Here is a 24,900-nt window from a genome sequence, read left to right on the forward strand (position 1 = left end):
GGCAGTCTTCGCCACAGATGTCCCAGGAGTCCCGGACACCGGGGAACGGGGTGACGGTCATGACGGAGGGGCAGCGGGCCCGGGGCACGCCGGGGACACCGCGGGTGCTGCGCGCCATGAACGACCGGGCCGCGCTCGATCTGCTGGTGTCCCACGGGCCGTTGACCCGCACCCGGATCGGCGAACTGACCGGGCTGTCCAAGCCCACCGCCTCGCACCTGCTGGCACGGCTGGCGGCCGCGGGACTGGTGCGGGCGACCGGGAACGTGACCGGACGGCCGGGACCCGGCGCACAGTTGTACGGGCTCAACCCGGTGGCGGCGCGGGTCGCGGCCCTGGCCGTCGGCCGGCGGGGGATCACCGCCGCGGTGGCCGACCTGACCGGGCGGCTGCTCGCCGAGGAACGGGCCACCGCCGGGGCCGCGGACGGGGAAGCCCCGCGGCTCACGGCGCAGCCGGCCGCACGGGCCCTCGACGGGGCGCTGGCCGCGGCGGGCCTGACCCGCGATCAGCTGCACGGCGCGGTGCTCGGCACACCCGGCGCCCCGGATCCGCGGACCGGACGGCTGCGCCATGCACCGCACCTGCCCGGCCGGCAGTCGCACGTGCTCCAGGAGGAGCTGACCGGGCTGCTGGGGGTGCCGACCACCGTCGAGAACGACGTCAACCTGGCGGCGGTCGCCGAGCGGTACGACGGCGTCGCGCGGGGCGTCGACGACTTCGTGCTGGTGTGGATCGACGAGGGGGTCGGCGCCGCGCTCGTCCCGGGCGGCCGGCCGCTGCGCGGGGCCACCGGCGGCGCGGGCGAGATCGGACATCTGCCGCTGCCCGGCGCCCCGTTGTCCCGCGACGGCGACCGCGGTACCGCCCGGCCCGATGCCGGGGGCGGCTTCCAGAGCCTGGTCGGCTCGGCGAGCGTACGGGCGCTGGGCCGGGAGTACGGCGGCCCCGGGGTGCGGACGGTTGCCGGTGCGCTGGCGCACGAGGCGGTGCGCGCCGAGGTCGCGCGGCGGCTGACGACCGGGCTCGCGGCGGTGGTCGCGGTCGTCGATCCGGGACTGGTGGTGCTCTCCGGTGAGGTGCCGCAGGCCGGCGGGGAGGCCCTGCGGGCCCTGGTCGAGGCGGATTTCACCGGCCTCGCGCTGCCCCGCCCCGCGCTGCGCCTCAGCCGGCTCGGCGGCGATCCCGTTCTGCTGGGCGCGCTGCGGACGGCGCTGCACCGGGCACGGGAGGCGGTGTTCCGCACCGGCTGACCACACCACGCAACGGCGCCCCGGCCCGCACCGCCCTCCGCCGAGGGCGCCACCGCCGGCACCCCCGCTCCCCGCGCCCCCTTCTCTTCCCCCTCCCGCTGCTTCTCCCGGAAGGCCTTCGTCGAAGGCGTCACGCACCACGGAGTGAAGGGCTGACCCCGTATGCCGTCTCCCGAGGGACGACCCCCGCGCCCCCGCGTCAAGCTCGCCGTGATCGGCGGCGGCTCGACCTACACCCCCGAACTCATCGACGGTTTCGCGCGGTTGCGTGACGTCCTGCCGCTGGAGGAACTCGTCCTCGTCGACCCGGACGCCGCCCGCCTGACGGTGGTGGGCGGCCTGGCCCGGCGGATCTTCGCCCGGCAGGGGCACCCGGGCCGGATCTCCTGGACCGCTGACCTGGATGCCGGGATCGACGGTGCCGCCGCCGTGCTGCTGCAACTGCGGGTCGGCGGGCAGGCCGCCCGCCTCCAGGACGAGACCTGGCCGCTGGAGTGCGGATGCGTCGGGCAGGAGACCACCGGCGCCGGCGGCCTCGCCAAGGCGCTGCGCACCGTGCCCGTCGTCCTGGACATCGCCGAGCGGGTGCGCCGCCGCAACCCCGGCGCCTGGCTCGTCGACTTCACCAACCCCGTCGGCATCGTCACCCGGGCGCTGCTCACCCACGGCCACCGGGCCGTCGGGCTGTGCAATGTCGCCATCGGCCTGCAGCGCACCTTCGCCGCGCTGCTGGGCGTGCCCCCCGACCGGATCGAGCTGGACCATCTCGGCCTCAACCACCTCACCTGGGCGCGCGCGGTGCGCGTCGCGGGTGAGGACCTCCTCCCCCGGCTGCTGGCGGAGCACGGCGACTCCCTCGCCGGGACGCTGCGGCTGCCCCGTCCCCTTCTCGACCATCTCGGCGTCATCCCCTCCTACTATCTGCGCTACTACTACCGGCATGACGCCGTCGTACGGGAGTTGCGTACCGAGCCGCCCCGCGCGGCACAGGTCGCCGCCCTCGAACAGCAGCTGCTCGGCATGTACGGCGACCCGTCTCTCGACGAGAAGCCCGCACTCCTCTCCCGGCGCGGCGGCGCCTACTACTCCGAGGCCGCGGTCGCGCTGACCTCCGCACTGCTGGGCGGCGCCGGCGGCACCCAGGTCGTCAACACCCGCAACGACGGCACCCTGCCCTTCCTCCCCGATGACGCGGTGATCGAGGCCCCCGCGAGCGTGGGCCCGGCGGGCGCCGCGCCGCTGCCCGCACGCCCCCTGGAACCGCTGTTCGCCGGACTGGTCTCCCATGTCACCGCCTACGAACATCTCGCCCTGCAAGCAGCCCTGTTGGGCAGGCCCGGCCGGAAGACCGGCCGGTCCGGCGGACGCCGGGCCGTGTTCTCCGCCCTTCTCGCGCACCCCCTCATCGGCCAGAGCGACCACGCCGACCGGCTCGCCGACGAACTGATCGCGCACAACCGGGACCATCTCCCATGGGCCTGACCGGCACGGCCCTCGCCGTGGACGCGGGCAACACCAAGACCGACGTGGCGCTGGTGGCCACGGACGGCACCCTGCTCGCCACGGCGCGCGGCGGCGGCTTCCGGCCCCCGGCGGTGGGCGCCGCACGGGCGGTGGACGTACTGGCACGCCTGGTGGACTCGGTAAGGGAACAGACCGGGCTTTCGGGCCCCGTCGGGCATCTCTCCGCCTTTCTCGCCAACGCCGATCTCCCCGCCGAGGAGGCGGGCCTGACCGCCGAGATCTCCGGCCGCGGCTGGGCGCACACGGTCGCCGTACGCAACGACACCTTCGCCCTGTTGCGGGCCGGGCTGCCGGACGACCGGGAGCCGCTGGGCGTCGCGGTGGTCTGCGGGGCCGGCATCAACTGCGCCGGCCTCGGGCGCGGGGGAACCACCGCCCGCTTCCCCGCCGTCGGCCGCCTCTCCGGTGACTGGGGAGGCGGCTCCCACCTCGCGGACGAGGCGCTGTGGTCCGCCGCCCGGGCCGAGGACGGCCGCGGCGCGCCGACCGAACTGGCCCGTGCCCTGCCCGCGCACTTCGGACTGGTGGCCATGCCGGACCTGATCGAGGCGCTGCACCTCCGCGCCCTCCCCGACCACCGCCGCCACGAGCTGGTCCCGGTGCTCTTCGCCGTCGCGGCCTGCGGGGACGCCGTGGCCCGTGCCCTCGTGGCCCGCCAGGCCGAGGAGGTGGCCCTGATGGCCACCGTCGCCCTCCGGCGCCTCGGTCTGCTCCACGAGCCCACGCCCGTGATCCTCGGCGGCAGCGTCCTCGCCGCCCGGCACCCCCTTCTCGACGAACGGGTCGGCCAACTCCTTTCCGCACTCGCCCCGAAGGCCGTCCCGCGGCTGGTCACCGCCCCGCCGGTCCTGGGCGCCGCCCTCGACACCCTGGACCGGGTGGGCGCGACGGCGGAGGCCTACGCGCGGTTGCGAGGGGCCTGGGCGCAGGCATCCGAGGCCGGCCGGGGAGACGCGGGGGCGCCTTCGAACAGCGCCCGCTGAAGGGGCGGTCGTCTCCGACCGGCGTCCCTCACCCGACGCGCACGCTGTCCCCTTCTCTCGTCTCCGTGCGCTCGCCCGGGGCCAGGACGAGGCCCGCGGTGCGGGCGGGAGCTGGGGGCTGGGCGGCCAGGTCGCCCGGCGGAGCGGGGGAATGGTGACTATTGCGTTCCGTGACGATGATGATGTCGTGGTCGGTGTCGTTGATGACGAGGGTGGCGGAGCCGTCCGCGCGGTGGTCGAGGGGGTAACTGCCCTCGGGGTCGATGTAGGTCGTCTCGCCAATGGTCAGGAAACCGCTGGCCGTTGCGGGGGTGCGAGAATCGGCCGGGTCGTCGGACGAGGTGGTCGCGGACCGGGTGAGAGGCCTTTTCCAGCGAGACATGAGCATTCCTCCGAGCGTCGGGCGCGGCAGGGAGCCGTGCCGGTGGCGAGGGGCGAGGGGCGAGAACCACCCTTCGTCACTCAGCGTAATCGACAGCGAGCGCCCGGACAGCGGCGCGTGGGAGCGAAGAAGGGGGCGTGGAGAGTGGAATGCGCCGTCGCGGCCGTGCGGAGCACTCGGGGAACGACGCGGAGCGGCGGCGGCAGCGGTGCGCGGCCACGAAAAGTCCGACGGCCGTGACCGGCCCCGCACCCCCTCGCCGCCGGTCGCGATCCGAACAAGATCAGGGCATTTGCGGTGTGGGTGTCAGCGGCTGCGGCCATACTGCTGCCCATGCACCAGTCCTTCGCGTGAGCGCGCCCGGCGCGGGCGCGGAGGCCGTCCGGCAGTCAGCGACCAGGGGGAGGATCCGTGGCGACCAGCACCGTCTCGCCGCCCGTGCCGCGGCGCAGGACGGCCTGGGCCGAGGGCCTGGACGAGGTACGCGCCGCGGCGACCACCGAGCCCGGGCGGCTGCGGGTGATCGGGGCCGTACTGGCCCTGCTGGTCGTGGTGTTCGGCGCGGTCACGGCCTGGCAGGTCTCGAACCGGGCGGCGGCAGCCGATGATGTGGTGACCCACAGTCAGCCCCTGACCTCGGACGCAGCGAGCATCTACCGTTCGCTGGCGGACGCCGATACGACGGCCGCGGTGGGTTTCCTGGCCGGCGGCGAGGAGAGCGGCACGACGCGTGAGCGGTATGCCCGCGATGTCGCGACGGCGTCCGCGCTGCTGGTCAAGGCCTCGGCGAACGGCCGGGGCACGGACGGCGCCGCCACCCAGATGGCCAGGCTCAACAGCCTGCTGCCGCGCTACACCGGCCTGGTCGAGACGGCGCGGGCGAACAACCGGCAGGGGCTTCCGCTGGGCGGCGCCTATCTGCGGTACGCCAACAACCAGATGCGCACGGAACTCCTGCCGGCCGCCCGGGCGTTGTACGACGCGGAGTCGGACCGGCTGACCGCGGACTACGACAAGGCCAAGGCCTGGCCGTGGTACGCCCTCGCGACCGGTGCGCTGGCGATCGGTGCGCTGGGGTGGGCCCAGCGGCGGCATTACCTGCGAACCAACCGGGTCTTCAACCGCGGGCTGCTGGCCGCCACGGCGGCCTCCGTCGCGGTGCTGCTGTGGCTGGTGGCGGGCCATATGACGGCGCGGGCGGAGCTGACCGCGTCCTACGAGCACGGCGCCCGGTCGCTGCGGGTGCTCAACGAGGCGCGGATCGACGCGCTCCAGGCGCGCGGGGACGAGAATCTGACGCTGGTGGCGCGCGGCGCGGTGCTGACCGCCGCCCGGCAGGACTTCTACGAGACCGGTTTCCGTTCGGGGATGGCGGACCTCGCGGGCCCGGGTGAACACGGCGCGGCCTCGGCGCACAGCCGGCTGGGGGCGGCGCTGGCGCTGGCGGACGACGAGGCCGGGCGGCGCCCGGTGCGGGCCGCGCTGACGCAGGTACGGCAGTGGCAGGTACGGCACACACAGGCGCGGGCGGCCGACGACAAGGGGGACTACGAGGGGGCGCTGGCCAAGGTGATCGGCCCGTACGGGTCCACGGGCGCGTCGTTCGACCGGGTGGCGGCCGGGCTCCAGCAGGCACTGGAGCACGAGCAGGCGCAGTTCCGGTCGTCGGCGGACGCGGGCCGCGGCGCCCTGGCCGGACTGCCGGTGGGCGCCGGGGTCCTGGCGGCGCTGGGCGCGGCGGGCGCCGTACTGGGGATCGGGCGCAGACTGGCGGAGTACCGGTGAGGGGGCCTGGTGAGGGGGAGAAGCCGATGCGCGCGCGAGGGCTGAGGAATCTGCGTGCCGTCATGGCACCGGTCGCCTCGGGCATGTGCGTGATGGCAGCGGCCGCCGCCGTCCTGGTGCCGGCGCTGGGGCACGCGTCCGGGCGCGCGGAGCCCGTCCGGCACGGCGCGTCCGCGCCCGCGGCGCCGCACGGCGCGCCCCGCCCGGGAGCGGTACCGGCCGCCGCACGGTGCACCGTGGGCAACGCCGCCGAGAGCCTGCGGCCGTCGTCGGCGGACGGGCTGGCGGTCTCGCGGATCAAGGAGAAGGGCCAACTGGTCGTCGGGGTCGACCAGAACACCTACCGCTGGGGCTACCGCGACCCGGCCACCGGCAAGCTGGCGGGCTTCGACATCGACCTGGTGTGGGCGATCGCCCGGGACATCCTGGGGCCGGACCCCGATGTCGTCTTCAAGGCGGTGCCGACCGCCGAGCGGGTACCGGCGCTCCAGCGGCACAGCGTCGACCTGGTGGTGCGCACGATGACGATCAACTGTGCGCGCAAGGCGCAGGTCGCGTTCTCCACCGCGTACTTCCAGGCGGGGCAGCAGGTGCTGGCCCCCAAGGCGTCGCACATCACGGCGTTCGACGACTCGCTGCGGGGCAAGCGGGTGTGCACGGCCGCGGGTTCGACGGGCGAGAGCGCGCTGCGCCGGCAGCGGCACGGCGCCACGGTGCTGACGATGCCCAATCAACTCGACTGCCTGGTGCGGCTCCAGCTGGGCGAGGCCGACGCGGTGGTCACGGACAACGCGCTGGCCGCGGCGCAGACCGCCCAGGATCCGACGGTGGAGCTCAAGGGCAGTCCGTTCACCGACGAGCCGTACGGCGTGGCGATGAACAAGGGCGACACGGACCTGGTGCGGCGGGTCAACAAGGTGCTGGACGACTACCGGGACGACGGCAGCGACGACAGCCCCTGGATGCGGGCGTACCGCAAGTGGCTGAAGGCCGACCTGCCGGGCATATCGGGGCCGCCGTCGCCGGAGTACAGCGACTGATCGCCCCAAGGAGCGGTGTACGGCGGATGATCGCCCCATGAAGTGGTCCGATGGCGTCACTATGGAGGCAGACCGGGAGGAGCTGACCGCGGCGGCCGGACGCCGCAGCAAACGCCGTGCACCGTACGCGTATTGGAGAGGTGATCGATGGGGGTCCCTGGACCCTTCCCCGGCACGCCGGGGAGGACCGATGCCCCGGCGCCGGACCGGGAAGAGGTGGATCGTGCCCTGGACCGGTTCGGTGCCGAGTACGAGGCGATCGAGACCTCGCTGCTCGCGTTGCAGGACCACGCGGGACGCCGGCTCCTGGAGGGCGCCGACCTGACCGGCACCACCAAGGAACGCTGGGCCGCCGCGGAGCGGTCCATCACGGTCCTGTGGTCCCTGTTCGACGCGTACACCGCGGCGTTGGAGCAGGCGCGCGCACTGCGGACCCGGCGCCGCTGGCCCTCGGCGCAGGAGCTGGCGGAGCTGAGGGAGCTGCTGCACGGCGAGGTGGTGACGGTGCCGGGCGCGGCCGCGGCGGACGGCGGCCCCGGGGACGGGCCGGCCGGGCCCGGTGAGCGGTTCAGCCTGGTCGGGCTCGTCGAGCGGATGAACGGGCTGTACGCGCGGTCGCTGGACGTCATCGTCACCGCCGACGCCGTCTGGTCGACGCTGCCGGCCCGGATAGATCTGCTGTCGGCCGAGCTGCAGCGGACCCGGTCGCTGGCGCATTCCGTGGGCGTGCGCCCCGGGGAACACCCGGCGGGCGACGATCTGGAGCGGATCACCGGCGAACTCCTGCGGCTGCGCGCCCGGGTGATCGAGGACCCGCTGGCCTTCTGGGTGTCGTCGTCGACGGGGAGTTCGGCGCCCGGCGGCGGCCGCCCGGACACCGGGCGCTACGACCGTGCGGCCCGGGCGCTGGAGGACATCCGGCGGGAGGTCGCCGCGGTGCTGGACGTCCGGCAGGACGCCGAGCGGCGGCTGATGCAGCTGCGTGACGTGCTGTCGCGGGCGGACCGCACCCTGACCGAGGCGCGGCAGGCCCGCGGCGAGGTGCTGGCGAAGATCGCCGCGTCGGAGGTACCCGCGGTCAGCGGCCCGTCGGCGGCACTGCACGAACAGCTGGCGGCGGCCGCCGACTACCGCAGACGGGCGCAGTGGCACCGGCTGTCGCCCCTGCTGGAGAGCCTGGAGGACGAAGCGGAGGAGGAACTCCACCGTGCCCGCGAGTCGTTGACGGCGGTGACCGCGCCGCTGGCGGTGCGCGCCGAGCTGCGCGGCCGGCTGGATGCCTACCGCGCCAAGCTCGCACGTCACGGCATGGCCGCCGATCCGCTGCTGATCGAGCGCTACGACCTGGCACGCCGGATGCTGTGGAGCGCGCCGTGCGATCTGCGGGCGGCCGGGCAGGCGGTGCGGCGCTATCAGCAGGCCGCGGTGGAGGCGCTGGCCGCGCCGCAGCTGGAGGGGAGGGGGGAGTCATGACCATGCCGGCCGAGGAGCACTGCCAGCGGCGGGACTGCGCGGGCAGGTACGAGGACGTCGGCGGCGGCGAGCTGTACTGCGATCTGTGCGGGCTGGCGCCGGTGGTCTCACCGGGCGGCCTGCTGTCCTCGCCGCCCACGGGTCTGACGGGCCGGGTGCCGATGGCCCCGACGGACACCGCCGCCGCCCGCGAGGCGGCCGGTGCCCTGCTGACGGTCCCCTCCCCCGCCCCGGGTTCGGGCGGAACGGCGCCTTCCGGCCGCACGGCACGGTCCGGCTCGGGGCCCTCGCGCCGTTCGGTGCCGGGGCGGCTGACGCCCCCGTCCGGCGGTGCCCCGGGGCGCGGGGTGCCGGCGGTGTCGGTGCACCCCGGGGGCAGCGGCCCGTCCTCCGGTTCCGTGCGCGGGCGGCTCGGCGCGGGCCTGGTCGCGGTCCCGGAGGTGCCGCGGCCCGATCCGGCGACGGCCGTGCTGGCGCACCCGGAGGTCCCCGAGCGCAAGCGGTTCTGCAGCCGTACGGAGTGCGGCGCGCCGGTCGGCCGGGGGCGCGGCGAGCAGCCGGGCCGCACGGAGGGCTTCTGCGCCAAGTGCGGGCAGCCCTACAGCTTCGTGCCCAAGCTCCGCCCCGGGGAACTCGTGCACGACCAGTACGAGGTCGTGGGCTGCCTGGCGCACGGCGGGCTCGGCTGGATCTATCTGGCGACCGACCACGCCGTCTCCGACCGGTGGGTGGTGCTCAAGGGCCTGCTGGACACCGGCGACGAGGAGGCGCTGGCGGTGGCGGTGTCCGAGCGGCGCTTCCTCGCCGAGATCGAGCACGCCAACATCGTCCGGATCTACAACTTCGTGGAGCACCTCGACCGGACCACGGGCAGCCTCGACGGCTACATCGTCATGGAGTACGTCGGCGGCAAGTCGCTCAAGGACCTCGCCAACGACCGGCGCACGGCGCAGGGCAGGCGCGATCCGCTGCCGGTCGCGCAGGCCTGCGCCTACGGCATCGAGGCGCTGGAGGCGCTCGGCCATCTCCACAGCCGCGGCTATCTCTACTGCGATTTCAAGGTCGACAACGCCATCCAGCAGCACGACCAGCTCAAGCTGATCGACATGGGCGCGGTGCGCAGGATGGACGACCACGAGAGCCCGATCTACGGCACGATCGGCTACCAGGCGCCCGAAATCGCCGTGCTGGGCCCGTCGGTCGCCTCCGACCTCTACACCGTCGCGCGCACCCTGGCCGTCCTCACCTTCGACTTCCAGGGCCACACGAACGTCTTCGCGGACTCGCTGCCCGATCCGGACCACATCGAGGTGTTTCGCACCTACGAGTCCTTCTACCGGCTGCTGGTGCGCGCCACGGACCCCGACCGGGCCCGCAGGTTCGCCTCCGCCGAGGAGATGGTCGAGCAGCTGACGGGCGTGCTGCGCGAGGTGGTGGCGCTCCAGGCGGCGGAGCCGCGGCCCGCGCTGTCGAAGCTGTTCGGGCCCGAACTCCGCGTCGTCGACGCCGAGGTGATGGCGGCGGCGGAGGGCGACAGCTCCCTGCTGGGCGGGCGCGGGGCGGCGCACGCCGGGGAAGGGACGGCGCGCCGCGGACCGGCCCTGCGCCCCCTGGACACCACCGCCACCGCCCTCGCGCTCCCCGTGCCGCGGGTGGATCCGGGCGACCCCCACGCCGGGCTGCTGGCCGGACTGCCGGCCGCGCCGCCCGCCGAATTGCTGGGCGCCCTGCGCTCCGCGCCGGAGCCCTCCCCGGAGTTGCGGCTGCGGGAGTTGCGCGCCCTTCTGGAGACCGGGGACGGCGCGGCCGCGCGGTCGGCGCTGGAGGCCCTCACGGCCGGCTCCGCCGCGCCGGGTGGCCCGCGGTCCGGCGACGGCGGCGCGGACTGGCGGGTGGTGTGGCACCGCGGTCTGCTGGCGCTGACGGAGGGCGACCGCGAGGGCGCCGCGCTGGCCTTCGACGCGGTCTACGACGCGTTCCCCGGTGAGCCGGCCCCGAAGCTGGCGCTGGGCGTCTGCGCCGAGCTGCTGGGGCAACTGGACAACGCCGTGGAGTATTACCGGCTGGTGTGGACGACCGACCGCAGTTACGTCAGCGCCGCGTTCGGGCTCGCCCGGGTGCGGCTGGCGGCGGGCGACCGTACGGGCGCGGTCGAGGCGCTGGAGTCCGTGCCGGAGTCGTCCATCCATTACGTCGCGGCGCGGATCGCCGCGATCCGCGCCCGGCTGCGGGAACGCCCCGCCCGTGACCCGCTGCTGGCGGATCTGCGGGCGGCAGCCGCCCAGACCGAGGCCCTCGCGGCCTTCGGTCTGGACGCCGAGCGCCGGGAGCGACTGGCCACCGAGGTACTGGGCACCGCCCTGGACTGGGTACTCTCCGGTAGCCACGGTGCCGGGCCACCCGGCGCGGTGGCCGCGCAGGAACCGCCGTCGCTGCTCGGCAGCCCGCTGGACGAACGCGGGCTGCGGTTCGGCCTGGAGCGGTCGTACCGGCTGCTCGCACGGCTGGCGCAGCGCGGTGAGAAAAGGATCGAACTGGTGGAACGGGCCAACCGCTTCCGCCCCAGGACGTGGGTGTGACATGGGTGTGACTGGGCCGTCCCGGTGTCCGGGCTGTGACGAACCGCTCGCTGCGGGGGACAACTTCTGCGGGCGGTGCGGAGCCGCGCTCCTGGCGCCCGCCGCGCCGTCGGCGTACGGCGCCCCGCCCGTCCCCGGCGCCCCGGCGGTACCGCCCCCGCCGCCCCCGCCCCCGATGCCTCCGGTGCCGCCCGCCCCGCCCGTCGGTGCGGGCCACGCCGGGTCCGCCGGGCCGGCGGACGACCCGCAGGCCCGCCTGCCCTACGGGGACACCGGCACACCGCCGGTGCCGCGGCGCGTCCCGCCGGTGCCCGATCACGCGCCGGCGGTGCCCGGCCCCGCGCCGGTGACCGACGCGCCGCCGCCCGCCGCCGACCCGCGCGCGGCGGGATACGGAGCGGCAGGGGGCGGCGCCGGTGCGGACGCGGAGCCCCCCGCGCCGGTCACGGAATCCGGTGCACCCGCCGCGGCGCCCGGTGCGCCCGTGGACGGTGCCGCCCCGGCGACGGGACCGACCGGTACCCCCGCCCACGGCACCCCGCTGTGCTCCGCCTGCCGGTCCGCCGCCGTGGACGCCGACGGCTACTGCCTGCGCTGCGGCCAGGCCCTGCCCCCGGCCCGCGACCACATGGAGTACGAGGTGGGCGGCATCGCGGCGGTCAGCGACCGCGGCCACCGCCACCACCGCAACGAGGACTTCTTCGCCCTGCGGGCCACCACCCTGCCCGACGGCGGCCCCGCCGTGGTCGCGGTGGTCTGCGACGGCGTCTCGTCGGCGACCCGCCCGGACGAGGCCTCCACCGCCGCGTCCGAGGCGGCGGGCGAGGCGTTGGAGGCGTCCCTGCCGCGCGGTACGCACCCCCAGCAGGCCATGCACGAGGCCATCCTGGCGGCCGCCTCGGCGGTGGACGCCCTCGTCGCCGACGACTCCCCCGCGCAGGACGAGCACCGTCAGCAGAACGCCCCGGCCTGCACCTTCGTCGGCGCGGTCGTCGGCGGCGGCCTGCTGACCGTCGGCTGGGTCGGCGACAGCCGCGCCTACTGGATCCCCGACGACCGTACGGCGCCGCCCGCCCGGCTCACCGAGGACGACTCCTGGGCCGCCCAGATGGTCGCCAACAACCTGATGTCCGAGGCGGAGGCCAACGCCGACGAGCGGGCCCACGCCATCACGGGCTGGCTCGGCGCGGACGCCTACGAGGTCGAGCCGCACACCGCCACCTTCAAGCCGGACGGCCCCGGCACCGTGGTGGTGTGCACCGACGGGCTGTGGAACTACGCCGAGACCGCGGAGCAGATGGCCGCGGTGCTGCCGCACGACGCCCCCGGCCGGCCGCTGGACGCCGCCCGGATGCTGGTGACCCACGCGCTCGACGGCGGCGGGCACGACAACGTAACAGTGGCGCTGGTGCCGTTCCCCGCACCGGCCGGGCGGGCAGGATCGGCCTGACCCGCTCACCACGGAACGAGCCGGACGCCGGTGGGGGGCGCGGGCACCCGCGCCCCGCGCCCCGTACGACGCACCACGGTCCCGGCAGGCATCACGGGCACCGGCGGGCCGGCCACGGCGTCCCAAGGAGCCCCACGGATGGCCCACTTCGCCAAGTCCCCGGTGCCACGTTTCTCCGCCGAGGTGTACCAGAACCCCTACCTCCCCGAGGGCGGGCGTGAGGTGCACGCCGTCGTCACGGTCACCTCGACCGGGGGCGGCACGACCGGCGGTCGGCCCGTGCCCGCGGGCGGCGCCGGCCGGCCCGACGCCGGGGTGGTGATCATCGTGGACTGCTCCGGATCGATGGACCATCCGCCGGCGAAGATGCGCGGCGCCCGCGAGGCGACGGCCGCCGCCCTCGACGCGGTGCGCGACGGGGTCGGCTTCGCCGTGGTGGCCGGTACCCACCGGGCCGTGGAGGTCTACCCCGGCGGCGGCCGGCTGGCCGTGGCCGGTGCGGACACCCGGGCCCGGGCCGGTGAAGCACTGCGCGCGCTCCGCACCGGCGGCGGCACGGCCATCGGCAGCTGGCTGCGGCTGACCGGGCAACTGCTGTCCTGCGCCGGGAGCATCCGGCACGCCATCCTGCTCACCGACGGCCGCAACGAGCACGAGTCGCCGCAGGAGCTGCGCGCCGCACTGGACGCCTGCCACGGCTCCTTCACCTGCGACGCCCGGGGCGTCGGCACGGACTGGGAGGTCAAGGAGGTCACCCAGATCGCCGCGGCCCTCCTGGGCACGGCCGACATCGTCGCCGATCCGGCCGGACTGACCGCCGACTTCACACGGATGACGGAGGCGGCGATGGCCAAGGGGATCGCCGATGTCGGGCTGCGGCTGTGGACCCCGCTGGGCGCCGAGACCGTGTTCCTCAGACAAGTGGCGCCGGCGGTGGCGGACTTGACCGGCCGGCGCCGGGAGTCCGGGCCGCGGTCGGGGGTCTATCCGACCGGCTCGTGGGGCGACGAGTCCCGCGACTACCACCTCTGCGTCCGCGTCCCGGCGGCCGGAATCGGCCAGGAAATGCTGGCCGCCCGTGTGTCATTGATCATCTCCGGCCCGGACGGGGCCCCGGCCGGGCCGCCGCCGCATCCGCTGTCGCAGGCGCTCGTACGGGCCGTGTGGACGGACGACGTGACCGCCTTCACCCCGGTCAATCCGCAGGTGGCGCACTACACGGGGCAGGCGGAACTGGCACAAGCGATTCAGCAGGGGCTCGATGCGCGCAAGTCGGGTGATACCGGTGGTGCCTTGGCGAAACTGGGCCGCGCGGTGCAGCTGGCGGGGAGCTCGGGCAACGAGGAGACTGCGAAACTGCTTGCGAAGGTGGTGGACGTCGTCGACGCGGCGACCGGTACTGTGCGACTGAAGACGACGGTCGCCGAGGCGGACGAGATGACTCTCGAAACCCGCTCGACGAAAACCGTTCGCGTGAAGAAATAGCCACGATCAGTACCGAGCAGTACCACCGAGAGAATTCGGTACGGAGGGGGAATAACCGACATGCCGACCTGCCCGAGCGGCCACCAGTCAGTGGCCGAAGACTGGTGCGAGGTGTGCGGCCAGCGGATGGCGGGCGCTGTGCCCCCGCCGCCTTCCCTGCCTGCGGGATTCCTCAACGCACCGCCCGGACCGCCGCCCGGACCGCCCGCACCGCCGCAGGGCCAGGCCGGCCCGCCGCCCGGCGGCCCCGGCTTCGGCGGCCCCGGTGCGCCCGACCACCAGGGCGGCCAGGGCGGTTACGGCTTCCCGCCGCCCGCACCGGGCCCCGACAATTCCGGTGGCCAGGGTGGTCAGGGTGGCTACGGCTTCCCGCCGCCCGCCCCCGCGCCGGGTCCCGGCGGCCCCGGTACCCAGGGCGGTCAGGGCGGTTACGGCTTCCCGCCCCCGGCTCCCGGCCCCGGCCCGGACCGCGCCGGGCAGTCCGAGACCTGCCCGCAGTGCGGTACGCCCCGTGAGGCCATGGCGCCGTTCTGCGAGGGGTGCCGCTACAACTTCCTCACCAACTCCCCGACGTCCTACGCGCCGCCGCCCGGACAGCAGCCGGGCCCGCCGCCCGCCGCCCCGGGCCCCCAGGGCGGTTACGGCTTCCCGCCGCCGGCCCCGGGTCCGCAGGACGGCTACGGCTTCCCGCCGCCGCAGCCCCAGCAGCCCCAGCCCCCGCAGCAGCAGGGCATGCCCGGCCCGGGCGGCTACCCCGACCAGCCCGGCCAGGGTGGCTTCCCCGACCGGTCCGGTCAGGGCGGGTTCCCCGGCATGCCCGGCCCTGGTGGCTACCCCGGTCAGCCCGGTCCGCCGCCCGGCATGCCCGGCCCCGGCCCCGCCGGTCAGCCCGGCCCGCCGCCGCAGCAGGGTGCCGACGACTGGCCGCTGAGCCCGCCGAACGCCCAGGCCGCGCCGCCGCCGATGGCGCCCGCGCCGCCCGGTCCGGGCCCGCAGGCCCCGTTCGAGCAGCAGCCGCCCGCGCCGTTCCCGCCGCAGGACCAGAGCCCCTACGAGCAGCAGCCGGCTCCTTTCGAGCAGCAGATGCCGCCGCAGCAGGGACCGGACCAGCAGTGGCAGGGCGGTCCCGGCACCGGCCCGGGGCCCGCTGCACCGCCGCAGGGTCCGCAGCCCGTCGTGGGCAACGGCTGGGTGGTGGCCATAGCGCCGGACCGTGAGTACTTCATGGCGATGATGGGCCGCAGCGGCCCGGAGGCGGCGGGGCTCAACCTGCCCGCGTACTCCCCCGAGCAGGTGCTGCCGCTCGCCAACGGCCAGATCGCGATCGGCCGGCGCCGCAACAGCACCGGTGAGGCCCCGGACATCGACCTGGGCAGCACGCCCGAGGACCCGGGCGTCTCGCACCAGCACGCGCTGCTGGTGCAGCAGCAGGACGGCAGCTGGGCCGTGGTGGACCAGAACTCCACCAACGGCACGACGATCAACCTCGCCGAGGACCCGATCCAGCCCTATGTGCCGGTGCCGCTGCACGAGGGCGACCGCGTGCACGTCGGCGCCTGGACGACCCTGACCGTCCGCCGCGGCTGAGCCCGCGCCGGCATCCGGCGACCCCGGGGCGTGATCAACCGATCACGCCCCGGTGGCATTTGTGGTCCGAGGCACCGCTTCGGCCTACGACCGGAGTCCTCGGCCGCGGTGTCTGCCACCATGGACGGGTGAACAAGATTCCGCACGGCACGCTCGAGGAGCAGACCTTCTACGAACAGGTCGGTGGCGAGGAGACCTTCCGGCGCCTGGTGCACCACTTCTACCAGGGAGTCGCCGAGGACCCGCTGCTGCGGCCGATGTACCCCGAGGAGGATCTCGGCCCGGCCGAGGAACGGCTCGCCCTGTTCCTCATGCAGTACTGGGGCGGCCCCCGCACGTACAGCGACGGCCGCGGACACCCCCGGCTGCGGATGCGGCACGCCCCGTTCACCGTCGACCGGGCCGCTCACGACGCCTGGCTGCGGCACATGCGCGAGGCCGTGGACTCCCTCGACCTGTCCGAGGCGCACGCGACGCAGCTGTGGAACTACCTGACGTACGCGGCCGCCACGATGATCAACACCGCGGACTGAGAAACACCTCACAGCGAGCGGTGCCCGGCCGGCCTCGCCATGTTCCGGCCAGGATTTATCCACAGCCCACTCCCCCCGCGCCCCGCCTCTGACACCATTCGTTCATCCGTGTGGTATTGAGTGCGGCAAGGGGGGCCCGTGTCCGGCTTTGTCTTTTTACGGGTGCGGGCGCACCGTCTCCTGCTGACCGCCGCGTTGCTGTCGGTGCTGCTCACCACCACCGTGCTCACGACGCTGACGGCCTTCTCCGGCGCGGTCGGGGACGCGGGCCCGCGGCAGGCCCTGCGGACCCGCGCCGCCCCGGCCGCTGCGCTCCGGGTGACGGCCCAACTTCCCGCCACGCAAAGGAAGTCGGCGGGCCGGGCGGTGGTCCGGGGCGCCCGGCGGACGTTCGACGGGCTGCCGTTCACGAGGCGCCACGACCAGCCGGGAATCCCTGGTGGCCCGGGAGTGCGCGATGCTCGACCGCGCTGGCCGACTGCAGCTTCCGGCCGAGTACACCCACAGCCCGGGGACGGCACACCGCATCCTGCGGGAGCTGGAGAGCGGCCACATCGGGTTCTGGCCCGACCACACCTCGGACGCGGCGGCCCGGGCCCGCGGGACGGGCCGGGGCGAAGACGCCGACGGGAGCGGGACCGGGAAGGAAAACGGCTGGCACCTCAGACGCCCTGCCGGGCACCCGGGCGGCGGCCGCCTCCCTCAGACCGGCGTGACCGTGAGCCCCGACAGCCCGGTCGACCCCGCCGGTCCCCCGGTCCGTACGGCGACCGACCCGTAAGGGGTGCTCAGCCGCAGCCAGCCGCCCGCGGACAGCAGACTCAGCGGCCGGGGACGGGAGTCAGGCGCGCCGCCGGAGGCGCCGCCGACCAGCGCACCGGCCCGAGCCGGCCGCAGAAAGCCCAGCGACTGCGCGGCGTGGGCGGCGCGCAGCGGAAGGTGGGTGTCGCCGAGGGTGCGCGACCAGATCTCCTTGCCGATCCGGTCCCGTTCGGCGCGGGTGCGGTGCTGCGGCTCCAGCGCCTCGTCCCGGGACCGGAATTCGGCGACCGCGGCGGCCACCGCGCGCACCAGCGCCTCGGGCGCGGGCAGCCCCGGCACCCGCTGCCAGCCGCCGCGCGGCGGCAGCAGCCCGGTCCACGGCGGGCCGGTCACCGCGGCGGGCACGGTCACCGCGTCCGACGACTCCTCGATGCCTTCGAGGAGTTCACCGGCCGAGACGGTGCTGTCGAGGGTGGTGTCCCCGGCGAGCCGGGCGGTGCGGATCGCCAGCACCTCGAACGACGGCGGGCGGCCGAAGACGGCGAGCACCCCGCCGCCGGCCTGGAGCCGTACCGCGGCGGCCTTGTCGTAGTGGATCAGCCGGGCCAGGAAGGCGGCGAGATCCGCCGCCTCCCCGGCGTCGGCGAGGTGGAGCACCGTCATACCGCGACGGCCCCCGACTGGTGCGAGGCGTCGTCCAGGTACTCCTTGAGGATCGTCTTCTCCTCCGCGGTGAGGCGGCGGGGACGCTCCTCGGTGAAGTTGTACGGGACGACGACGGTCGAGGCGCGCAGGTAGAGGGTGTCCTCGTCCTTGACCTCGTAGCCGACCGTCATCGACGCGGCGCTGATCTTCGTCACCCACAACTCCACGGTCACCGGCGTGTGCCGGTGGACCAGCGGCCGCACATAGTCGATCTCGTGCCGGGCGACGACCGAGCCGCCCGTGAACGACGGGCTGCCGTCCCCCGGCGCCAGCCGGCGCATGAAGTCGATCCGCGCCTCTTCGAGGTAGCGGACGAACACCGCGTTGTTGACATGGCCGAAGGCGTCCATGTCCGACCAGCGCAGGGGGCAGGAGTAGAGGTGTCGCACGCCGGTCAGCCCCGGGTGAGCTTCTTGTACGTGGCGCGGTGCGGACGGGCCGCGTCCGCACCGAGGCGCTCGACCTTGTTCTTCTCGTAGGACTCGAAGTTGCCCTCGAACCAGAACCACTTGGACTCGCCCTCGTACGCCAGGATGTGCGTGGCGACGCGGTCGAGGAACCAGCGGTCGTGGGAGACGACCACGGCGCAGCCGGGGAACTCCAGGAGCGCGTTCTCCAGCGAGGACAGGGTCTCGACGTCGAGGTCGTTGGTCGGCTCGTCGAGGAGCAGGAGGTTGCCGCCCTGCTTGAGGGTGAGCGCCAGATTGAGGCGGTTGCGCTCACCACCGGAGAGCACCCCGGCCGGCTTCTGCTGGTCCGGGCCCTTGAAGCCGAACGCGCTCACGTAGGCGCGCGAGGGCATCTCGACCTGGCCGACGTTGATGTAGTCCAGCTCGTCGGAGACCACGGCCCACAGGGTCTTCTTGGGGTCGATGTTCTCGCGGCTCTGGTCGACGTAGGAGATCTTGACGGTCTCGCCGACCTTGATGTCGCCGGAGTCCGGGGTCTCCAGGCCCTGGAGCATCTTGAACAGCGTGGTCTTGCCGGCGCCGTTCGGGCCGATGACACCGACGATGCCGTTGCGGGGCAGCGTGAAGCTCAGGTCGTCGATCAGGACCTTCTCGCCGAAGGCCTTGTTGAGCTTGTCGACCTCGACGACGACATTGCCCAGGCGCGGGCCCGGCGGGATCTGGATCTCCTCGAAGTCCAGCTTCCGCATCTTGTCGGCCTCGGCGGCCATCTCCTCGTAACGCGCCAGTCGCGACTTGGACTTGGCCTGCCGCCCCTTGGCGTTGGAGCGCACCCACTCCAGTTCTTCCTTGAGGCGCTTGGCGCGCTTGGCGTCCTTCTGGCCCTCGACCTTGAGACGGGTCTCCTTGGTCTCCAGGTACTTGGAGTAGTTGCCCTCGTAGCCGTGCAGGCGGCCGCGGTCGACCTCGCAGATCCACTGGGCGACGTGGTCGAGGAAGTACCGGTCGTGGGTGACGGCGACGACGGTGCCGGGGTACTTCGCGAGGTGCTGCTCCAGCCACTGCACGGACTCGGCGTCCAGGTGGTTGGTGGGCTCGTCGAGGAGCAGCAGGTCGGGGGCCTCCAGCAGCAGCTTGCAGAGCGCGACGCGGCGCTTCTCGCCACCGGAGAGGTTGGTGACCGCCCAGTCGCCGGGCGGGCAGCCCAGCGCGTCCATGGCCTGCTCCAGCTGGGTGTCCAGGTCCCACGCGTTGGCGTGGTCGAGGTCCTCCTGGAGCTTGCCCATCTCCTCCATCAGCGCGTCGGAGTAGTCGGTCGCCATCAGCTCGGCGACCTCGTTGAAGCGGTGGAGCTTGCCCATGATCTCGGCGGCGCCGTCCTGGACGTTCTGCAGCACCGTCTTGGACTCGTCCAGCGGCGGCTCCTGCAGGAGCATGCCGACGGTGTAGCCCGGGGAGATGAACGCGTCACCGTTGGACGGCTGCTCCAGGCCGGCCATGATCTTCAGCACCGTGGACTTACCGGCGCCGTTGGGCCCCACGACACCGATCTTTGCGCCGGGCAGGAAGCTCAGCGTCACGTCATCGAGGATGACCTTGTCGCCGTGCGCCTTGCGCGCCTTGCGCATCGTGTAGATGTACTCAGCCAAGAGAAACCGTCCGGCAGATTGGATCGATCAGGGTCTGTGCGGCACCGCCCCGGTCCGTCGTACGCGGTGACCGGGTGAGGGCAGATACTCCCCATCTTGCCGTACGCCTGCGCTCTGGCGGAAACGAGTAGGTCAGAGCGCCCCTGCTCAGCCCTTACCTGGCACACTCCGGTGGCCTCCCGGTCGCGCTCCGTCAGCCCCGCGTTCCACCGGGCGAGCCTGCACCGGGGGCCGGCGCCGGGGCGGCGAAACGGGCCGTGCCCGCCCTCCGGAAACGGTACGGGGCGAGCCGGCCGTGCCGGATTCACCCTCGGGACCGGCCCGGCCCCGGTGCACGCGCACGCCGAAGGCCCCGGAGCGCTGCTGCGCTCCGGGGCCTTGAGGTACTCGTCCTGCTACCGCCCGCTCACCGAGGGGTCACCGGGCGGTCGCCGGCCACGACCGGGTGCCGGGTGCCACGGAGACCGGGAACGGCCTCCGTGCCGCCCGGCATCGCCGGGTGCCGGTGTCACGCGGCGGGGGTGCCGGCCTTCTTCTTGCGGAGGAAGAACACCGCGCCGCCGCCGACCACGACCAGGACGACCGCGATGCCCGCGATCATCGGGGTGGCGCTGCTGGAGCCGGTCTCGGCGAGGTCGCCGCCCTTGTCACCGCCGGTGCTGCCACCGACCGAGGCCGGGCTGGGCTGCGAGGAGGGCTTGCCGCCGCCGCTGCCGGCGGTCTTGCAGTCCAGGACGCCGGAGAAGGACTTCTTGAAGCCGCCCGCGCCCGTGATCGTGATGTTGTAGGGCTGGTCCTCGCCCACCGGAACGGTCACGGTCTGCGACTTGCCCGGGGCGACCTCGTAGGTCTTGCCGGAGAGCTGGAAGCGGAACGCCTCATCGCCCTTGTTGCTGGCCGTGACGTCCACGCCGCCCTTGGCGCAGTTCTTCTCGGCGGTGATCGCCGGGATGGCGCCCTGCTTCTTCCAGGAGGCCGAGGCGGCCGCGGAGACCGTGGACTCGCTGGAGCCGGCCAGGATCTGGGTCTGGCTCTTGGCGTGCTCGCCGATGCCGGTGAAGGCGCGGCCGACCGGGACCTTGGTGGCGGCCTGCGCGGTCAGCGAAGTGCTGCCGTCCGCGGCGCCCTTGGGCACGTCGAAGAACAGCTGGGTGCCGTCGGTGGCGCCGGTGACCGGCTTGCCGTCCTTGCCGACGATCTTGACACCGGCAGGCGCACCGGCCGCCGGGGCGATCGTGACGCTGTCGGCGTTGGTGTGCACGGTGACCGGGCCGAGCTTGCCGCCGGACTTGCCGGAGACGGCCGGGGGGTCCAGCGTCAGCGACGCCTTGGGCTCGCCGACGTTCTGCGCGCTCTTCTCGAGGTAGTCGGCGAGCTTCTCGGCCGCCGGGTCGACCGCGTCCACCTTGACGTGGTCGGAGAAGCGCCAGATCGCGACCTGGGTGCCGGCCGCCGCGGTCTTCTCGGTGAGGTTGCCTGCGCCGGCCTTGGAGGCGAGCGCGGCCAGGTCGTTCACCTGGGGGTACGAGTTCTGCAGGATCCAGCGGATCTTGCCCGCGTCCCCGTTGTTGTGCAGCGACGAGGCGCTCCAGGGCACTTCCTGGTACTTCGCCTGCTGCTGCGTCGGGTTGTGGATGTCGATGCAGTACGTCTGGAGCGTGCCGCCGTTGTCGACCGCCATCTCGAAGAGGCCGGCGCCGACGCGCTGGTCCCCTCCCGGGTTGTGCACGACCGCCTGGTCAAAGGTCTTCAGACCGCCGAGCGTGGCGGTGGCACCACCGTGCGCGGGGGTCGTCTCGTCCGCCGCGGCAGTCCCCGCGGTGGCTATCGCACCCGCCGCGACCAGGCCGGAGGCCACGACCGCGGCAGCAAGGCGGGCTGCGCCCCGCCTCTTTATGGAAAGCATGAAATTCCCCTCTGGGCGAGGCGGTCGAGTGGGAGAGGATGCCTCGCCGGAAAGATCCAAAGGACTCAGCAGCCGAACACGTCAGCCCCCGTGAGTTCTTGTCGGATCTTATGGAGCAGGCGCACCAGGGTCCCCAGTAATGGCATCCCATAAGCGATCCGAATCGCAATCGTTACCGATAACAGGCACCCTGACCTGGCATTATCGACAAATCGTCAGGACTTTTCAGGAAACTGCTACCTTCTCGGGCGAATCGACACCGGCTGAGGCCGGCGGAACGGAAGCCTCCGGCGGCCCAAGGCCCGCCGCACCATGGAAGCTTGTCGAGGATTCAGGTGACGCGGAGTGCGCGGAGTGTTCAGCGGCCGCAGCCGTCCCGGCCGGCGAGGGCCCTGCGACGGGCCTCTCGGGGGCCGCCGGAGTCGCGCGCGCCTTCCGCCGGCCACCCGCATCCGGCGCTTTGGCGGACGTCTGCCCCTTGGCGGGCAACGCCTCGTCCCGATCCTCCTGTTGCGGCTGCGCCGGCGGTGCGGGCTCGGGTGCGGCCGGGGAGAGCGCGGCAGCGTCCGTTCCGGTCCGGGCCGGCCGCGTGCCTCTGCGGAACGCGGCGGTGCCACGCGTGAGATCGTGGCCGATCGCCACGGCGTCGACCTCCGCCGCGAACCACCGCTGCCCGCCCCGCTCGGGGGACTGCTCCCCCTCCCGCAGCCGCAAGCGCCCCTGGACGATGAGGGGTTCCCCCACCGCCACCGACGCCGCGACATTGTCGGCGAGCCCGCGCCACGAGCGGACCGTGTAGAAACTCGTCTCGCCGTCGGTCCAGCGCTCCAGCGCCTTGTCCCACCGCCGGGACGTGGCCGCCAGCCGGAACCTCGCCACCGTCGCGCCCGCCGTCGTCTGCCGGTGCTCCACCGCCGTCGCGGCATTCCCCACCAGCGTCACCATCGTGTCGTTCACCGAACACGCCTCCCCCGTGTCGTGCGCGGGCCCTCGTCCGGTGCCGCGCGCTGCGTGGATCTCATGCTGCACGGGTTCGGCGGCCGCCGCGGCGACGTGTGGACGGCCGCCCGCCTGTGGACAACTCGGCCACCCGAAAGGGTCGTCGCGGGGAAGAGGGAGCCGTCACACGCCCGACGCCACCGCGTACCGCTCCCGTACCTCGCGATAGCGCAGCAGTTCCGCGGCCACCGGCTCCAGCACCCGGGCCCGGCCGCACCCCGCCGCCGCCGTCCGCAGCCGCCGCTCCGCTTCCTGCCCGTAACGCCTCGCCGGACCGCGTGCCACCACCCGGCACAGCCAGGTCAGCGCGAGCCCGCCGAGCGCGCCCAGCACCGACGGGAGCAGCCCGGAGACCCAGTCCGTCCCGTCGCCGAGGCCCGTGACCACGCCCAGCAGCCACAGAACACCGACCACTTGCAGCGCGGCCAGCAGCCCCTGCAACGAGGCGGCGACCGTCCACCACCGCGGGTTCACGGCAGGCCCGCCCCGCAGCGACTCCTCGGCCTCCGCCGCGGCCTTGTCCAGCGCTTCCGGCAGTCCGTGCGCGCCCCGGTCCGCCGCCTCCCGCACGGCCTGGGCCCAGGGCGCCGGCAACCCGTGCGCCGCCTCACCGGCCACCGCGCGTACGGCGTGCTCCACCACGGGCCGCGCCGCCGCCCGGCCGTCCACCGCCGGCTCCCCCGTGCCACCGGCCGTGCCCTGCTGCCCCATGAGGCCCTGCCTCCCGACGCCCCGCCCGGAAGCGGTCCGCCCGGTACCCGTCCGTGCGGCCCCCGTCCCCGTCCGCCCCGGCTCGCCGCATCCCCCACAGGGCTGTTCCCCGACGGCCCGTCCGCGGCCCGGCTTTGCGCGCCGCCGGGACGCCCCCACTCCGGCCGTCGTTCCCCGGGGAGCCCCCACATCCGTCGTCGCCACCCCGGAGGCGGGCTTCACCCACCGGCTCCCCCGCCGTCTCCGCCCGCGCCGCAGCCGAAGGCGCGCCCACGGTGTGCCGCACGCGCGCTCCGCCTGCCGCAGCCAATCGCGTTCCGCCGCGCGCCCGGTGGCCACCGCGCCCACCGCCTCGGCCAGCCGGTCGTCGAACTCCGCCCGCGCCTGCTCGGTCAGCCCGACCGGGCTCTGCGCCACATACACCGACCGCAGCCGCTCCGCCGCCGCGTCCACATCCGCCGCCAGCCGCCGGTCCGCCGCCCCCTGCTCCGCGACGAACTGCCCCAGCGTCTCCCGCAGTTCCCCCACGCCCTGGCCGGTCGCGGCGGAGAGCGCGAGCACCGCCGCCCCGGGCTCGCCGTGTTCGCCCAGCGCCAGCCCGTCCTCGTCCAGCAGCCGGCGCAGATCGTCCACCACCTGGTCGGCGGCGTCCCCCGGCAGCCGGTCCACCTGGTTGAGGACGACGAACATGACCTCGGCGTAGCCCGCCAACGGCCGCAGATACCGCTCGTGCAGCACCGCGTCGGCGTACTTCTCCGGGTCCACCACCCAGATCACCGCATCCACCAGCTCCAGCATCCGGTCCACCTGGGCGCGGTGCTCGGTGGCCGAGGAGTCGTGGTCGGGCAGATCGATCAGGATCAGCCCGCTCAGCTCGCAGGTGCCGTCCGCCGGGGCGTGCCGGCGATGCGTGGGCACCCCCAGGCGGTCCAGCAGCCCTTCCGACCCCGGCCGGGTGCCCGGCCAGACACAGGCCACCGGCTCCGCGGTCGTCGGCCGCCGCGGCCCGACCTGCGAACGGTTCGCCCCGGCCAGCGCGTTGAACAGCGACGACTTGCCGCTTCCGGTCGCCCCCGCGAGGGCGACGACGGTGTGCTCACCGGACAGCCGGTAGCGCGCGTCCGCCGTCTCCAGGACGCGTCCCGCGCCCTCCAGCGTCCGCCCGTCCAGCCGGCTGCGGGACAGCGCGATCAGCTCCCGCAGCGCGTCCAGCCGCCCGCGCAGCCCGCCCCCCGCGGCCCGCCGCCCCCCGTCGGCCACCCACCGGTACCCGCTCCCGTCCGCACGCGACGGCACCGGCACCTGCCCGCCACCCGTCGCTCTACCACGGGCCGCGCCTCCGGCCCGTCCACCCGCCCGTCCCTGTGCCCCGGCCGACGCGGCCACACCAGCGGCCACCGCCGCCTCCACCCGCGCCCCGCTCACCCCGTCCCGTCCACCGGGCCGCGGCACCCCGCCACCCCGGGCCCGCCGCGCGATCAGCCCGTCATCCCACACCCCACCGGCCCCGGCCTCTCCCCCGACTTCCACCGACCTCACGGGCTCCACGGGCTCCATGTGCTCCACGGGCGTCAGAGGCTCCACGGGCGCCACAGTGTCCACACCCTCCCCGGCCACCACCATCCCTCCCGCGAGCCCCTCACCCACCACGTCCGCCGTTTTCTGTCCGCGTTCCGCCTCCCCC

18 protein-coding genes and 1 pseudogene are annotated in these 24,900 nt (G+C 74.4%); 12 read left to right on the forward strand and 7 right to left on the reverse strand.

Annotation, left to right across the window (positions count from 1 at the left end):
- Positions 1-59: 59 nt before the first annotated feature.
- The 3 genes from ACQP17_RS12480 to ACQP17_RS12490 all read left to right on the forward strand — a co-directional run bounded on the left by ACQP17_RS12480 (position 60) and on the right by ACQP17_RS12490 (position 3,760).
- On the forward strand, positions 60-1,253 hold the full coding sequence (locus ACQP17_RS12480; protein WP_433856331.1) for an ROK family protein: 1,194 nt from the start codon (positions 60-62) through the stop codon (positions 1,251-1,253).
- Positions 1,254-1,415: 162 nt separating this feature from the next.
- Complete coding sequence (locus ACQP17_RS12485; protein WP_433856332.1) at positions 1,416-2,735, forward strand: 6-phospho-beta-glucosidase; 1,320 nt, start codon at positions 1,416-1,418, stop codon at positions 2,733-2,735.
- Positions 2,726-3,760: an N-acetylglucosamine kinase gene (locus tag ACQP17_RS12490; RefSeq protein WP_433856333.1), complete on the forward strand. Its 1,035-nt coding sequence runs from the start codon at positions 2,726-2,728 to the stop codon at positions 3,758-3,760. The genes ACQP17_RS12485 and ACQP17_RS12490 overlap by 10 nt, the downstream gene beginning before the upstream one ends.
- Positions 3,761-3,788: 28 nt before the next feature.
- Here the strand turns inward: ACQP17_RS12490 and ACQP17_RS12495 are convergent, their stop codons facing one another.
- Positions 3,789-4,142, reverse strand: coding sequence for a hypothetical protein (locus ACQP17_RS12495; RefSeq protein ID WP_433856334.1), 354 nt, complete (start codon positions 4,140-4,142; stop codon positions 3,789-3,791).
- 411 nt (positions 4,143-4,553) lie between these two features.
- On the opposite strand from ACQP17_RS12495, the gene ACQP17_RS12500 reads away from it, so the two are divergent.
- From ACQP17_RS12500 to ACQP17_RS12540, 9 genes and pseudogenes are all read left to right on the forward strand, one after another.
- Entirely contained in the window at positions 4,554-5,927 is a 1,374-nt protein-coding gene (locus ACQP17_RS12500) for a hypothetical protein (protein WP_433856335.1), read from the forward strand.
- Positions 5,928-5,953: 26 nt separating this feature from the next.
- On the forward strand, positions 5,954-6,967 hold the full coding sequence (locus ACQP17_RS12505; protein WP_433856336.1) for a glutamate ABC transporter substrate-binding protein: 1,014 nt from the start codon (positions 5,954-5,956) through the stop codon (positions 6,965-6,967).
- Positions 6,968-7,114: 147 nt separating this feature from the next.
- Complete coding sequence (locus ACQP17_RS12510; protein ID WP_433856337.1) at positions 7,115-8,440, forward strand: hypothetical protein; 1,326 nt, start codon at positions 7,115-7,117, stop codon at positions 8,438-8,440.
- Positions 8,437-11,019, forward strand: a complete 2,583-nt coding sequence (locus tag ACQP17_RS12515) for a tetratricopeptide repeat protein (protein ID WP_433856338.1) — start codon at positions 8,437-8,439, stop codon at positions 11,017-11,019. The genes ACQP17_RS12510 and ACQP17_RS12515 overlap by 4 nt, the downstream gene beginning before the upstream one ends.
- Positions 11,020-11,194: 175 nt before the next feature.
- Positions 11,195-12,469, forward strand: coding sequence for a PP2C family protein-serine/threonine phosphatase (locus tag ACQP17_RS12520; RefSeq protein ID WP_433859895.1), 1,275 nt, complete (start codon positions 11,195-11,197; stop codon positions 12,467-12,469).
- A 138-nt stretch (positions 12,470-12,607) separates the two neighbouring features.
- On the forward strand, positions 12,608-13,954 hold the full coding sequence (locus ACQP17_RS12525) for a vWA domain-containing protein (RefSeq protein WP_433856339.1): 1,347 nt from the start codon (positions 12,608-12,610) through the stop codon (positions 13,952-13,954).
- Positions 13,955-14,014: 60 nt separating this feature from the next.
- Complete coding sequence (locus ACQP17_RS12530) at positions 14,015-15,541, forward strand: FHA domain-containing protein (protein WP_433856340.1); 1,527 nt, start codon at positions 14,015-14,017, stop codon at positions 15,539-15,541.
- Positions 15,542-15,669: 128 nt separating this feature from the next.
- Entirely contained in the window at positions 15,670-16,074 is a 405-nt protein-coding gene (locus tag ACQP17_RS12535; protein WP_433856341.1) for a globin, read from the forward strand.
- Between the two features lie 415 nt (positions 16,075-16,489).
- Positions 16,490-16,645, forward strand: a pseudogene (locus tag ACQP17_RS12540) (ABC transporter ATP-binding protein); the annotation flags it as partial.
- A gap of 131 nt (positions 16,646-16,776) precedes the next feature.
- On the opposite strand, the gene ACQP17_RS12545 reads toward ACQP17_RS12540, so the two are convergent.
- The 6 genes from ACQP17_RS12545 to ACQP17_RS12570 all read right to left on the reverse strand — a co-directional run bounded on the left by ACQP17_RS12545 (position 16,777) and on the right by ACQP17_RS12570 (position 24,773).
- Positions 16,777-17,499, reverse strand: coding sequence for a hypothetical protein (locus ACQP17_RS12545; protein WP_433856342.1), 723 nt, complete (start codon positions 17,497-17,499; stop codon positions 16,777-16,779).
- On the reverse strand, positions 17,496-17,930 hold the full coding sequence (locus tag ACQP17_RS12550) for an acyl-CoA thioesterase (RefSeq protein WP_433856343.1): 435 nt from the start codon (positions 17,928-17,930) through the stop codon (positions 17,496-17,498). Before ACQP17_RS12550 ends, ACQP17_RS12545 begins: the two co-directional genes overlap by 4 nt.
- A gap of 5 nt (positions 17,931-17,935) precedes the next feature.
- Positions 17,936-19,600, reverse strand: a complete 1,665-nt coding sequence (gene ettA / locus ACQP17_RS12555; RefSeq protein WP_433856344.1) for an energy-dependent translational throttle protein EttA — start codon at positions 19,598-19,600, stop codon at positions 17,936-17,938.
- A 508-nt stretch (positions 19,601-20,108) separates the two neighbouring features.
- Positions 20,109-21,506, reverse strand: coding sequence for an LAETG motif-containing sortase-dependent surface protein (locus ACQP17_RS12560; protein ID WP_433856345.1), 1,398 nt, complete (start codon positions 21,504-21,506; stop codon positions 20,109-20,111).
- A gap of 225 nt (positions 21,507-21,731) precedes the next feature.
- Positions 21,732-22,451 (reverse strand): single-stranded DNA-binding protein, encoded by a 720-nt coding sequence (locus tag ACQP17_RS12565; RefSeq protein ID WP_433856346.1) that lies wholly within the window; start codon positions 22,449-22,451, stop codon positions 21,732-21,734.
- A 177-nt stretch (positions 22,452-22,628) separates the two neighbouring features.
- Positions 22,629-24,773: a YfjP family GTPase gene (locus ACQP17_RS12570; protein WP_433859896.1), complete on the reverse strand. Its 2,145-nt coding sequence runs from the start codon at positions 24,771-24,773 to the stop codon at positions 22,629-22,631.
- Between the last annotated feature and the right edge of the window lie 127 nt (positions 24,774-24,900).

The sequence above is a fragment of the Streptomyces kronopolitis genome (genome assembly GCF_050953795.1).
Classification (GTDB): domain Bacteria; phylum Actinomycetota; class Actinomycetes; order Streptomycetales; family Streptomycetaceae; genus Streptomyces; species Streptomyces kronopolitis_A.

Excerpts from the sequence above, each read along its gene's own strand:
- ACQP17_RS12480 (WP_433856331.1), top strand. The coding sequence starts at position 60 with ATGACGGAGGGGCAGCGGGCCCGGGGCACGCCGGGGACACCGCGGGTG.
- ACQP17_RS12485 (WP_433856332.1), top strand. The coding sequence starts at position 1,416 with ATGCCGTCTCCCGAGGGACGACCCCCGCGCCCCCGCGTCAAGCTCGCC.
- ACQP17_RS12490 (WP_433856333.1), top strand. The coding sequence starts at position 2,726 with ATGGGCCTGACCGGCACGGCCCTCGCCGTGGACGCGGGCAACACCAAG.
- ACQP17_RS12495 (WP_433856334.1), bottom strand. The coding sequence starts at position 4,142 with ATGTCTCGCTGGAAAAGGCCTCTCACCCGGTCCGCGACCACCTCGTCC.
- ACQP17_RS12505 (WP_433856336.1), top strand. The coding sequence starts at position 5,954 with ATGCGCGCGCGAGGGCTGAGGAATCTGCGTGCCGTCATGGCACCGGTC.
- ACQP17_RS12510 (WP_433856337.1), top strand. The coding sequence starts at position 7,115 with ATGGGGGTCCCTGGACCCTTCCCCGGCACGCCGGGGAGGACCGATGCC.
- ACQP17_RS12515 (WP_433856338.1), top strand. The coding sequence starts at position 8,437 with ATGACCATGCCGGCCGAGGAGCACTGCCAGCGGCGGGACTGCGCGGGC.
- ACQP17_RS12520 (WP_433859895.1), top strand. The coding sequence starts at position 11,195 with ATGCCTCCGGTGCCGCCCGCCCCGCCCGTCGGTGCGGGCCACGCCGGG.
- ACQP17_RS12525 (WP_433856339.1), top strand. The coding sequence starts at position 12,608 with ATGGCCCACTTCGCCAAGTCCCCGGTGCCACGTTTCTCCGCCGAGGTG.
- ACQP17_RS12530 (WP_433856340.1), top strand. The coding sequence starts at position 14,015 with ATGCCGACCTGCCCGAGCGGCCACCAGTCAGTGGCCGAAGACTGGTGC.
- ACQP17_RS12545 (WP_433856342.1), bottom strand. The coding sequence starts at position 17,499 with ATGACGGTGCTCCACCTCGCCGACGCCGGGGAGGCGGCGGATCTCGCC.
- ACQP17_RS12560 (WP_433856345.1), bottom strand. The coding sequence starts at position 21,506 with ATGCTTTCCATAAAGAGGCGGGGCGCAGCCCGCCTTGCTGCCGCGGTC.
- ACQP17_RS12565 (WP_433856346.1), bottom strand. The coding sequence starts at position 22,451 with ATGGTGACGCTGGTGGGGAATGCCGCGACGGCGGTGGAGCACCGGCAG.
- ACQP17_RS12570 (WP_433859896.1), bottom strand. The coding sequence starts at position 24,773 with ATGGAGCCCGTGGAGCCCGTGAGGTCGGTGGAAGTCGGGGGAGAGGCC.